At 50.6% G+C, this 12,474-nt stretch carries 10 protein-coding genes and 2 tRNA genes; 6 read left to right on the top strand and 6 right to left on the bottom strand.

Features of this window, described 5'->3' with window-relative positions; translation table 11 throughout:
- The first annotated feature begins 268 nt into the window (after nt 1-268).
- The gene (gene adhE, locus F3J29_RS05040; protein ID WP_166863519.1) at nt 269-2,941 is read left to right on the top strand and encodes a bifunctional acetaldehyde-CoA/alcohol dehydrogenase; all 2,673 of its coding nucleotides are present in this window, start codon (nt 269-271) and stop codon (nt 2,939-2,941) included.
- Nucleotides 2,942-3,060: 119 nt separating this feature from the next.
- Here adhE and tdk read toward each other — a convergent pair whose 3' ends face one another.
- A complete protein-coding gene (gene tdk, locus F3J29_RS05035; RefSeq protein ID WP_166863517.1) occupies nt 3,061-3,666 on the bottom strand; it encodes a thymidine kinase in 606 nt (201 codons plus the stop codon).
- A gap of 555 nt (nt 3,667-4,221) precedes the next feature.
- On the opposite strand from tdk, the gene hns reads away from it, so the two are divergent.
- Nucleotides 4,222-4,629 (top strand): histone-like nucleoid-structuring protein H-NS, encoded by a 408-nt coding sequence (hns, locus tag F3J29_RS05030; RefSeq protein WP_008454242.1) that lies wholly within the window; start codon nt 4,222-4,224, stop codon nt 4,627-4,629.
- 755 nt (nt 4,630-5,384) lie between these two features.
- Here hns and F3J29_RS05025 read toward each other — a convergent pair.
- The 4 genes from F3J29_RS05025 to rssA all read right to left on the bottom strand — a co-directional run bounded on the left by F3J29_RS05025 (nt 5,385) and on the right by rssA (nt 9,885).
- Nucleotides 5,385-6,725 (bottom strand): UDP-glucose dehydrogenase family protein, encoded by a 1,341-nt coding sequence (locus F3J29_RS05025; protein WP_166863515.1) that lies wholly within the window; start codon nt 6,723-6,725, stop codon nt 5,385-5,387.
- 24 nt (nt 6,726-6,749) lie between these two features.
- Complete coding sequence (gene galU, locus F3J29_RS05020) at nt 6,750-7,658, bottom strand: UTP--glucose-1-phosphate uridylyltransferase GalU (RefSeq protein ID WP_166863513.1); 909 nt, start codon at nt 7,656-7,658, stop codon at nt 6,750-6,752.
- Between the two features lie 202 nt (nt 7,659-7,860).
- Nucleotides 7,861-8,874 (bottom strand): two-component system response regulator RssB, encoded by a 1,014-nt coding sequence (rssB, locus tag F3J29_RS05015; RefSeq protein ID WP_166863511.1) that lies wholly within the window; start codon nt 8,872-8,874, stop codon nt 7,861-7,863.
- 102 nt (nt 8,875-8,976) lie between these two features.
- On the bottom strand, nt 8,977-9,885 hold the full coding sequence (gene rssA, locus F3J29_RS05010; protein WP_166863509.1) for a patatin-like phospholipase RssA: 909 nt from the start codon (nt 9,883-9,885) through the stop codon (nt 8,977-8,979).
- A 114-nt stretch (nt 9,886-9,999) separates the two neighbouring features.
- Between rssA and F3J29_RS05005 the strand changes: the two genes are divergently transcribed.
- The 4 genes from F3J29_RS05005 (at nt 10,000) to F3J29_RS04990 (ending at nt 11,817) form a co-directional block, all read left to right on the top strand.
- A complete protein-coding gene (locus F3J29_RS05005) occupies nt 10,000-10,455 on the top strand; it encodes a YchJ family protein (protein ID WP_166863507.1) in 456 nt (151 codons plus the stop codon).
- 63 nt (nt 10,456-10,518) lie between these two features.
- Nucleotides 10,519-11,361: a formyltetrahydrofolate deformylase gene (gene purU / locus F3J29_RS05000; protein ID WP_166863504.1), complete on the top strand. Its 843-nt coding sequence runs from the start codon at nt 10,519-10,521 to the stop codon at nt 11,359-11,361.
- Between the two features lie 157 nt (nt 11,362-11,518).
- Nucleotides 11,519-11,603: transfer RNA gene (locus tag F3J29_RS04995), tRNA-Tyr, on the top strand.
- 129 nt (nt 11,604-11,732) lie between these two features.
- Nucleotides 11,733-11,817: transfer RNA gene (locus tag F3J29_RS04990), tRNA-Tyr, on the top strand.
- Nucleotides 11,818-12,046: 229 nt separating this feature from the next.
- On the opposite strand, the gene crcB is transcribed toward F3J29_RS04990, so the two are convergent.
- Nucleotides 12,047-12,424, bottom strand: a complete 378-nt coding sequence (gene crcB, locus F3J29_RS04985; RefSeq protein ID WP_166863503.1) for a fluoride efflux transporter CrcB — start codon at nt 12,422-12,424, stop codon at nt 12,047-12,049.
- Nucleotides 12,425-12,474 lie beyond the last annotated feature (50 nt).

The following is a 12,474-nucleotide window of genomic DNA, read 5'->3' as shown; positions in this document are numbered from 1 at the left end:
GCTTGCTGAATGGTGTCAGCATCGATTAGTTGTGATTTAGATCACGAAAAACCTACTCAGAAGTGAGTACTCTTGGACACATCTGAAAAGCAGGTTTCTCCACTAACACGGCTTATTCAGATGAGGCTCTTTTAGTAAATCAGCGCATGAATCCAGGTCATTTTTATGACAGTTTTTTGTCTTAAACACGCACTCGGTGGCTGCTGACTATACTGTCGACTCGCGCAGCTTATTTACTAAAAGAGTTTAACATTATCAGGAGAGCATTATGGCTGTAACTAATGTCGCGGAACTGAACGCCCTCGTAGAGCGCGTAAAGAAAGCCCAGCGTGAATATGCCAACTTTACTCAAGAGCAAGTCGATAAGATTTTCCGTGCTGCCGCCCTGGCCGCTGCCGACGCTCGAATCCCCCTGGCTAAATTAGCCGTCGCTGAATCCGGTATGGGTATCGTCGAAGATAAAGTGATTAAAAACCACTTCGCTTCCGAATATATCTATAACGCTTATAAAGATGAGAAAACCTGTGGTGTGCTGTCTGAAGATCATACCTTCGGTACCATTACTATCGCTGAACCTATCGGCATCATCTGCGGGATCGTACCAACCACCAACCCAACGTCTACCGCTATCTTCAAATCTTTAATCAGCCTGAAGACCCGTAACGCAATCATCTTCTCGCCACATCCACGCGCTAAAGATGCGACCAACAAAGCAGCAGATATCGTGCTGCAGGCGGCAATTGCAGCAGGTGCACCAAAAGATCTGATCGGTTGGATCGACCAGCCGTCCGTAGAACTGTCTAACGCCCTGATGCACCACCCGGACATCAACATGATCCTGGCGACCGGTGGCCCAGGCATGGTTAAAGCAGCTTACAGCTCCGGTAAACCTGCTATCGGCGTTGGTGCCGGTAACACCCCGGTTGTGGTTGACGAAACTGCAGACATCAAACGTGCCGTTGCGTCGATTCTGATGTCCAAAACCTTCGATAACGGCGTTATCTGTGCTTCCGAGCAGTCCGTCATCGTTGTTGACTCTGCTTATAACGCAGTGCGTGAACGTTTCGCTACCCACGGCGGCTACCTGCTGCAGGGTAAAGAGCTGAAAGCCGTTCAGGACATCATTCTTAAAAATGGCGCGCTGAACGCCGCTATCGTTGGGCAGCCAGCCACCAAAATTGCTGAACTGGCCGGGTTCACCGTACCGGCAGACACCAAAATCCTGATCGGCGAAGTGTCCGTTGTCGACGAGTCTGAGCCATTCGCTCACGAAAAACTCTCTCCGACGCTGGCCATGTACCGTGCGAAGAACTTCGAAGACGCCGTCATTAAAGCGGAAAAATTGGTTGAGATGGGCGGCATCGGCCACACCTCTTGCCTCTATACTGACCAGGACAACCAGCCTGAGCGCGTTAAGTTCTTCGGCGACAAAATGAAAACCGCACGTATCCTGATTAACACCCCGGCTTCTCAGGGTGGTATCGGTGACCTGTATAACTTCAAGCTGGCGCCATCTCTGACGCTGGGTTGTGGTTCATGGGGCGGTAACTCCATCTCCGAAAACGTGGGTCCTAAGCACCTGATCAACAAGAAAACCGTTGCTAAGCGAGCTGAGAACATGCTGTGGCATAAACTTCCGAAATCTATCTACTTCCGCCGTGGCTCTCTGCCAATTGCGCTGGATGAAGTGATTACTGATGGCCACAAACGTGCGCTAATTGTGACCGACCGTTTCCTGTTCAATAATGGCTATGCCGATCAGATCACCTCCGTGCTGAAGGCCGCTGGCGTTGAAACCGAAGTCTTCTTCGAGGTAGAAGCTGACCCTACCCTGACCGTTGTTCGTAAGGGTGCTGAACTGGCAAATTCCTTCAAACCAGACGTGATCATTGCGCTGGGCGGCGGCTCCCCGATGGATGCAGCCAAAATTATGTGGGTAATGTACGAACACCCGGAAACCCACTTCGAAGAACTGGCGCTGCGCTTTATGGATATCCGTAAACGTATCTACAAGTTCCCGAAAATGGGCGTGAAAGCGAAGATGATTGCGGTGACCACCACCTCCGGCACCGGCTCTGAAGTCACACCGTTTGCGGTTGTTACCGACGATGCAACCGGCCAGAAATACCCGCTGGCTGACTATGCGCTGACCCCGGATATGGCCATTGTTGATGCCAACCTGGTGATGGATATGCCTAAGTCGCTCTGCGCCTTTGGTGGTCTGGATGCCGTGACCCACGCGCTGGAAGCTTACGTTTCCGTGCTGGCAAGCGAATTCTCTGATGGTCAGGCTCTGCAGGCACTCAAACTGCTGAAAGAAAACCTGCCGGCTTCATATAATGAAGGGTCTAAAAACCCGGTTGCCCGTGAGCGCGTTCACAACGCGGCAACTATCGCCGGTATCGCGTTTGCCAACGCCTTCCTGGGCGTGTGTCACTCCATGGCTCACAAGCTGGGGTCTCAGTTCCACATTCCTCACGGTCTGGCAAACGCCCTGCTGATCTCCAACGTTATTCGCTATAACGCGAACGACAACCCAACCAAGCAGACGGCTTTCAGCCAGTATGACCGCCCGCAGGCTCGTCGTCGCTACGCTGAAATCGCCGACCATCTGGGTCTGACCGCAGCGGGCGACCGTACTGCGGCTAAGATTGAGAAACTGCTGGCATGGCTGGAATCAATCAAGGCTGAACTGGGTATTCCTAAGTCCATCCGAGAAGCAGGCGTGCAGGAAGCGGACTTCCTGGCACACGTCGATAAACTGTCTGAAGATGCGTTTGATGACCAGTGCACCGGCGCTAACCCACGCTATCCGCTGATTTCTGAACTGAAACAGATTCTGCTGGATACCTACTACGGCCGTCCGTTTGTTGAAGGTGCTGCGGCCAAAGAAGCTGCACCCGCGGCCAAAGCTGACAAAAAAGCCAAGAAAACGGCTTAATCGCCAGGCCTGAAAATATAAAACCCGCCTTATGGCGGGTTTTTTTCTGTCTGAATACGTCACACAGGCCCGTATATCGCGTTTAATTCAGCAGCCTTGCGGAAGTGCTGGCCGTTGAGTTAGTTGCCCTGAATGGCCTGCAGAGAGCCTTTAAGCAACGCTTCTTTATAATGCTTACGACAGACCGAAACATAGCGTTCGTTCCCACCTATCACAACCTGTTCGCCCTCATTATAAGGCCGACCTTCCTGATCGAGACGCAGTACCATACTGGCTTTACGACCGCAGAAACAAATCGTTTTCAGCTCAACCAATTTGTCTGACAGCGCCAGCAGGTACTGACTGCCGCTAAACAACTCCCCGCGAAAATCCGTTCGCAATCCGTAGCATAAAACAGGAATATCCAGCTCATCGACAACGTCAGATAAAGCATAAACCTGCTCTTTGGATAAGAACTGACTTTCGTCCACCAGAACGCAGTGTACCGGCGCAGATTGCTGTTCGGCACGGATGTCGGCCAGCAGGTCCGTCGTCGGATTATAAAGTCTGGCCGGGGAAGACAGGCCAATTCGCGAACTGACCTTACCCACACCAAAGCGGTTATCAATTTCGGCGGTGTAGACCAGCGTACGCATTCCCCTTTCCTGGTAATTCCAGGATGACTGAAGTAGCGCCGTCGATTTTCCCGCATTCATTGCTGAGTAGTAAAAATAGAGTTGAGCCATTGCACCCGTTGCCTGAATCAAAAGTGTAAATTATGTTTCGGCGGATTGTACCACACTGTAAGTGCGCGGTGGATGGTGGATTACCTTGTTAAACATCAGGGTTAATTACGCCTGACATATTAATAAATCACGCTTATACATTGAGTAATAGCGGTATGTCGGATACATGAAACGACTATGATGCATCACGACTTCAGACGGCTTATCGCCCCTAATGAAATGGTTCATCTGCTCAATTATTATAAATTGTAAACGACCTGTATCCACTCTATGCCTAAATACCAGCGCTTGTTATTTGATGATTAATGCGAAATTTTTATCTTTTCCTCACGATGACAGACCCTTTTGATGGCAGGGTTGTTGTCTAAAAATTGAGTCTTGAAGTGCCATTTCACGTGGTTTCGCGGCCAGGAATTAAGTTAACCGTATTTAAACCGCCACTTATATATCAGCAAATTTTGAATTACTTACATTCACGGCTATTGCAGAACTTAATATAACGCTCTATTATTAGCTCAAACATCACCCCCCAATAATAAGTTTGAGATTACTACAATGAGCGAAGCACTTAAAATTCTGAACAACATCCGTACTCTTCGTGCCCAGGCAAGAGAATGCACCCTGGAAACTCTGGAAGAGATGCTGGAGAAATTAGAAGTTGTCGTTAACGAACGTCGTGAAGAAGAAAACGCGGCGGCCGCTGAAGTTGAAGAGCGTACTCGTAAACTGCAGCAATACCGTGAAATGCTGATTGCTGACGGCATTGACCCTAATGAACTGCTGAACAGCATTGCTGCTGTTAAATCTGCAGGTAAAGCGAAGCGCGCTGCGCGTCCTGCTAAATACCAGTACATCGACGAAAACGGCGAAACTAAAACCTGGACTGGCCAGGGCCGTACTCCAGCAGTTATCAAGAAAGCAATGGATGAGCAAGGTAAGAAACTGGAAGACTTCCTGCTGTAATCCCCCTCAGTGCTGCTTATTAAGATCCCGCTCCGGCGGGATTTTTTATTTGTGACGCACTTCATCTTAATGCCCCAAAGATGAATCACTTCAGTAAAACAATCATATAACAGCTTACGTTTCTTTATTAATGAATCGTGTCTAATATCTTTAGATACAATACCTGTCCTTTAGTACAGTTAATTTCGCCCGCTAATCATCAGGTTAAGCCTGAAGTAGATTAATCTGACGTGAAGATAATCCATTTCCCGGGCCGATATACTCCGAAGCATTATCAACTAAAAATGTGGCACTACTACATATAGTTGAATCACTGTCTTAACCAGGTGGAGAGCCCAGCCTGAAGATCTCATCCAGATAGATTATTGAGTATCCCATAGGCTGCATTTATCTCGCTTACGGCGAGACCGGTTCGCCTCATGTACGTGACTCTAAGTATATTACTGTTACTTTTATCACTAATATTTGCACGGCCCATTGCTCGCTGCGTTTAATCACCCGCTTATCTTTCTGCCTCATAGACATCCTGGTGTTCAAATAACGAGCACACCCGCTTCACTTTGCCGTGTATAACGGTTTTGTCCGTCGAGGACGACGTAATATTGCAGCTACAGGGTTAAATACTCTGTAGAAGGCTTATAGCGGGGATTTTAAATCTCAGGAGTAGAGCGAGAGGGAGAACGTAACCGACAGCGTACAGGCTCTGTGGAGCGCTGTCGTGCCGGTTACGATAAATAACAGCAGATGGACGTTATTTAGACAATATTAACGGAAGCACCGCGACCGATAGCGTAATAAACAAAACCACGCTTATTCAGTCTGTCTGGATCATAAAGATTACGACCATCGAAAATGACCGGCTGCTTAAGGGATTGCTTCATCAGATTGAAATCCGGCGCCTTAAAGCTCTGCCACTCGGTACAAACCACAAGCGCATCAGCGCCCTGTAAGGCCGCTTCTTTGGTTCCCATCAGTCTTAAATCACTGCGGTGACCATAAATACGCTGAGTTTCATCCATAGCTTCCGGATCGTAAGCCTGAATCTCTGCGCCTCGCTCCCACAATGCCTCAATCAGCACCCGACTGGAAGCTTCGCGCATATCATCCGTATTTGGCTTGAAAGAAAGCCCCCAAAGCGCAAAAGTTTTGCCCTTCAGATCCTGACCGAAGTGACGGGTCACAAATTCAGGCAGCTTTTGCTTCTGAGCATAGTTAACCTCTTCGACCGCCTGCAGAATTTTAGGCGTGTAGCCAATCTGCTCTGCGGTGCGAATCAACGCCTGAACATCTTTCGGGAAGCAAGAGCCACCGTAGCCGCAGCCAGGATAGATGAAGCTGTAGCCAATCCGAGAGTCAGACCCGATACCCATCCGCACTTTCTCGATGTCAGCCCCGAGACGTTCGGCAAGGTTAGCGATCTCGTTCATGAAGCTGATTTTGGTCGCCAGCATGCAGTTAGCGGCGTATTTGGTCAGCTCGGCGCTGCGGATATCCATCAGAATCATGCGGTCGTGATTGCGGTTGAACGGCTCGTACAGCTCGCGAAGCAGATCAATCACCTCTTCGTTATCCGTCCCGATGACGATGCGCTCAGGACGCATACAATCGGCAACCGCGGCACCTTCCTTCAGAAATTCCGGGTTAGAAACCACATCAAAGTTGATCTCCAGACCGCGAGATTTCAGGGTTTCCTCCATCACCGCACGTACTTTATCTGCCGTACCAACGGGTACCGTTGACTTGTCGATGACGACTTTATGTGAATCCATATACTGCGCAATGGTACGCGCAACGGCCGTCACATATTTCAGATCAGCGGAGCCGTCTTCATCCGGCGGAGTCCCCACGGCGATATAGTGCATTTCACCATGGTTGACGCCCTCTTCAGCATTGGTGCTGAACTGCAGGCGCCCTTCTTCATAATTTTTCTTCACCAACGGCGCAAGGCCTGGCTCAAAGATAGGGATTTCGCCTTTTTTCAGGTTTTCCACTTTCTTTGTGTCTACGTCGATACACATGACCTCATGCCCAACATCGGCGAGCACGGCGGCCTGGACTAAACCAACGTAGCCAATACCAAATACGGTAACTTTCATCTTACCATCCTGCGTTGAATTAACTTATTTCTTCGCGCCAACGGTGGCTTCAAGCCAGGTTTTAAAGTCTGCACCCAGCGTGTTATGACGAATACCGTACTCCACAAACGCCTGCATATAGCCCAGTTTGTTGCCGCAGTCGTGGCTCACGCCTTTCATGTGGTAGGCTTCAACGGTCTCTTTTTCCATCAGCATGGCAATAGAATCGGTGAGCTGAATTTCATCCCCGGCGCCTGGAGGGGTTTTGGCCAGCAGCGGCCAGATATCCGCGCTCAGCACGTAACGCCCGACAACGGCCAGATTTGATGGCGCGACGTCAGCTTTCGGCTTCTCAACAATCCCAACCATCGGCACGCTGTCACCCGCAGAAAGTGCTGCGCCTTTGCAGTCAACCACGCCGTAGGCGGTTACATCCGCAACAGGTTCAACCATGATTTGGCTGTGTCCGGTCGCGTCAAAACGGCGGATCATTTCGGCCAGGTTATCCTGAGAAAGATCGGACTCGAACTCATCCAGAATCACATCCGGCAGGATCACCGCTACCGGCTCATCACCGACGACAGGATGCGCGCACATCACAGCGTGGCCCAGCCCTTTCGCCAGCCCCTGGCGCACCTGCATAATGGTGACGTGCGGTGGGCAAATAGACTGCACCTCTTCCAAAAGCTGACGCTTAACGCGTTTCTCGAGCATAGCTTCCAGTTCAAAACTGGTGTCGAAGTGGTTTTCGATAGAGTTTTTAGAAGAGTGGGTAACCAGCACAATCTCGGTAATACCGGCAGCGATACACTCATTAACGACATACTGAATCAGCGGCTTATCAACCAGCGGCAGCATCTCTTTTGGAATTGCCTTTGTTGCCGGCAACATACGCGTTCCCAACCCCGCAACCGGGATAACAGCTTTTCTTACTTTAGAATTAATGGCAGCCATTGAAAAAACCTCCAGGACTGTTCAAGTTTCACACTTGTCGTCAATTTAAAAACGCGGTTGAGTATATCAGCTTAAAAACAAAAACCGCCCCTCGTTTACTCCGGCAGCGGCTAATTTAAGACAAATACGATTAGGTTGGTCGCGATATTACCATCGCGCGGGAGCAAGGAAAAAAGCTAAATGTAATCAGTTGTTCCGTTGTTTATTCTGCAGACAGCATCAGCCGTAAACGCCCACCGGAACCCCACACCTGGCATTGCCATGCTTCGCAGCGCTGGCTGATTTGATTGAGGTAGGCATTGCCCAGCGTCCCCAACGGCACGCCGTTGCTGACCTGGATTTGGTGCTCGCCGGTATTTAAGGTTGCATTAAGCCCGGCGGAGACCAGAATGAGGTTTTTTAATCCGCTGTGATAATACCCAACAATGAGCGGAAATTGTCCGTTAAGATTTGCCTGACGCAATAGCTGATTGACCTGTTTCAGTAAATTACCCAGCTCAGGCAAACGCTGCCCTTGATGTGAAAGTTGTTCCTGTAATAATCCGTTGAATAACGCTCTTAGCAACAGCGCGGCTAATACACCGTTATCACCGGCACGAGTAACGTCTAAACAATAAAAAGCCAGGTCATTATCTGAAAGTGGCGCAATATCGAGCACCAGGCCAGGCTGATCGACGGAAATTAACTGGCGATAATTTATTCTGCAGCGCGACATCACCTGCTGAACCGGCGGCTGCAGTTCTTGCAACAGCTTCGAAGCGGCCTGAGGATCTCGCGCCAAGGCATCCCAATCCTGAAAGAGCCGCTCCTCCTCTTCTACCCGAGAATTAAACATTGCAGGGTAGATACAGGACAATACCGTCTCTTTTAATCTATTAAGATCTTTAATGGGTTTCAGCAACACATCCTGCACGCCAAGCCGTAAGGCCTGAGCAATATCGGACATATTTTCAGTCGCCGAAATAACTAAAATGGGGGTTTGATTACCTTCATTCCGGATATGCTCCACCAGCTCAAGACCATTCATTCTTGGCATCGCCAGGTCACAAATCAGCAGGTCTGGCGTAAATTGCCCCAGCTTCTCAAGCGCGTCCATTCCATCCCAGGCAAGCAGCGTCCCTGCGCCTAGCGACGTCAAATAGCTGTCCAGCAGAGAGCGGAAAACGGGCTCGTCTTCAACAATGAGGATCTGTTTTCCTTCCAGCGGGTAACTCATGCGCTTTCCTCTGCCTGACAATATTTCAATAGTGGCACGGTATCGCAACGAGCGCCTGTCAGAAACGGGTTAAGTATTATCTGAAACGGGTTAAGTATTAACTTAATCATGAGTACGAACCAGCGGCAGTAGCTCATCCATTTTTTTCTCAACCGCCAGGCAGCCTGCCGCGATAGCTTCGGACGCACGATGAAAGTCGAGGGTGGAGATTTGCGGGCAAAAGGGCTGCAAAAGAATATCAGGGGGATCGCCCGCCATGCGGTTACGCTTAAGGCGGTTTTCCAACACCTGAATCGAGGTGGTCATAATTTCCATCGCCGTCGGTGTGATATTAGCCCGGCGGTGGGTCATTTTTCCCAAACGTTCCCGTAAACGACTGCGCCAGGACGCAGGCTGCGCCAGATTATCCTCCCCGGCAGGGGTCATATTCACCGACAGCAGATCTTGCTGCATGAGGTGCGCATCGTGCTGCAGGTCCACCGCAATGACGATATCTGCCCCGAGAGCACGAGTGAGCGAAATCGGCACCGGATTCACAATAGCGCCATCCACCAGCCAGTAACCGTTGTGCGCAACGGGAGATAGCAGCCCCGGCATGCTACAGGAAGCGCGAATAGCCTGATGAAGGTCACCGTCGGTAAACCAAAGCTCTCGTCCGGTACTCAGGTTGGTGGCCACGGCACCAAATCTCATGCCACAGCCCTCAATTGCGGTTTCTGGAATGATTTTGCGAATATTATTAAACACGCGCTCACCGCGAAGCAGCCCGCCGCGACGCCAGGAAAGATCCATCAGACGCAGGACATCCCAGTAGCTGAATGACCGCACCCAGCGCTCCATCACCGGCAACCGCTGGCTGGCATAGGCGGCACCGACCAGCGCGCCGACGGAACACCCTGCCACGATATCAATCTGTATCCCTGCTTTTTTTAACGCATTGATAACGCCAATGTGCGCCCATCCTTTTGCCGCACCCGACCCTAATGCCAGGCCGATCTTTACCTGTCTCATCACGCCTCGGTCAATCTTCCCCGGTAATCACTCCGTGACGCCAACGCCACCGCTCAGTTAACATAAGTGCTGCCGTCGTATTATTGGCGTCGTTTATTTTTTCCTGGAGATATTATGTTGCAACTTTGTCCCTGTGGCAGCGGTTTGGAGTATAGCTTATGTTGCCAGCCTTACCTAAGCGCGGCCCGGCATCCGCAACGCCCGTCACAGCTTATGCGCTCTCGTTACACCGCTTTTGTGAAGCAGGATGCGGATTACCTTGTTGCAAGCTGGCATGAGCGCTGCCGTCGCCCGTCGTTAAAATCAGAAATATCCAGCGGCTTCGGCGATACGGAATGGCTCGGCCTGACAATATATGAAGAAGCCGAAGGCAAAGATCCCCACGAAGGATTTGTTAGCTTTGTTGCCCGTTTTCAGGAAAACGGCAAGCAAAGCGTAATAATCGAACGTTCCCGTTTCGTCAGGGAAAACGGTCAATGGTATTATATCGACGGTCTCCGCCCGCAGTTCGGTCGTAATGACCCCTGCCCTTGCGGTTCAGGAAAAAAATATAAAAAATGCTGCGGATGATAGCCTTCATCGCATAACAGCATTATTGTTTCGCAAACACCGTTCAACAGGATTTATCTCTTCATGCAGGTATTACAACGTAAAGTTCTCCGCACAATCTGCCCCGATCGGAAGGGTCTCATCGCGCGAATCACTAACATTTGCTACAAACATGAACTCAATATTGTTCAGAACAACGAATTTGTCGATCATCGTACCGGCCGCTTCTTTATGCGTACCGAGCTTGAAGGCATTTTTAACGACGCCACGCTGATGGCTGACCTGGACAGCGCGCTGCCGGAAGGCTCAATTCGTGAACTGACGCCTGCGGGCCGTCGTCGCATCGTTATTCTGGTCACCAAAGAGGCCCACTGCCTGGGTGATTTGCTCATGAAATCTACCTATGGTGGCCTGGACGTAGAAATCGCTGCCGTCATCGGCAACCACGAAACCCTGCGTACCTTAGTGGAGCGTTTTGATATTCCGTTCCAGTTAGTCAGCCACGAAGGGATGACGCGCGAAGAGCATGACATGCTAATGGCCGATGCCATCGAAGCGCATAAACCAGACTACGTCGTGCTGGCCAAATACATGCGCGTATTAACGCCTGAGTTTGTCGCTCGTTTCCCGAACCAGATAATCAACATTCATCACTCGTTTCTGCCGGCGTTTATTGGCGCACGTCCCTACCACCAGGCCTACGAACGCGGCGTGAAGATTATCGGCGCCACCGCGCATTACGTTAATGATAATCTGGACGAAGGCCCAATCATCATGCAGGACGTGATTCACGTCGATCACACCTACACCGCCGACGACATGATGCGCGCCGGGCGTGACGTAGAGAAGAATGTGTTAAGCCGAGCCCTTTACGAAGTACTGGCCCAGCGCGTCTTCGTCTACGGTAACCGCACGATCATTCTCTAATCACCCGGAAAATGAATTGGTTAGCTTTACGTCACCCAGCGTAAAAAATCGGCAAACGATTCATTTTCCTCTAGTGAATGCTTTACAGCGGCGCTTCATTTGATATGATGCGCCCCGCTTCCGCAGTGAAGCAGGCCAGTAACAAGCATTACCCCGTGGTGGGGTTCCCGAGCGGCCAAAGGGAGCAGACTGTAAATCTGCCGTCATCGACTTCGAAGGTTCGAATCCTTCCCCCACCACCATTATTCACCACAGCGATGTGGTACTACCGATGAGATGAGACAACGTTTTCGCTTATCGGGAAGGGTGAGGAGTGAAGCGACAAATAATCCTTCCCCCACTACCATCTAAAAGCTCAACACATTACCCCTGGCGGGGTTCCCGAGCGGCCAAAGGGAGCAGACTGTAAATCTGCCGTCATCGACTTCGAAGGTTCGAATCCTTCCCCCGCCACCATCTTCCAGAACAACTCCAAACCCTAAAGCTTATACAATCTTCCAGATCCCCGTTGGGGAAAGACGAGAAGCTTCGACTCACGTCAGTGAGCACGCGCTGGCGCGGTTATCCTTCCCCGCATCCTCTTCCTGGCCCCCCGGGCTCATACTCTTATAAAACGCCTTTCGCTGTTGTTTCCTGAGAATAAAAAAGGCGAGCCAAACTCAGGCCCGCCCGTTGTACAGCGCGGTTACATCACCGCATTCATGACGAAGAAACCGACCGCGGTCATTAACAGCGAACCCAGCACATGGGCGAAAACGGACGCCATCGCCCAGGCATAATTCCCCCCCTGCAGCAGCGAAAATAGCTCAACAGAAAAGGTTGAGAAGGTACTCATGCCGCCGCACAGCCCCGTGGTTATCAACAACTTCCAGCCGGGGTCAAGCTGCGGCTGGCGCAGAAAGAAAGCCATTGCGCCACCGATAATCAACCCGGCCAACAGGTTGACCGCCAGCGTGCCGAGGGGCAAATGAGGGAAAAGGCCATTAAGACGTAGCGCAAGGAGCCAGCGAATAACACACCCAGCCGAGCCGCCAACAATAACTGCAAACAGTGGTTTAACCATATTTCCCTCAAAAAGATCTAAACGATACAGTGTTGTTAAATAAGAACTTT

Origin of the sequence: Enterobacter sp. Cy-643, from assembly GCF_011752815.1 — a bacterium.
GTDB lineage: Bacteria > Pseudomonadota > Gammaproteobacteria > Enterobacterales > Enterobacteriaceae > Cedecea.
This window is presented reverse-complemented; position numbering and strand designations above follow the sequence as displayed.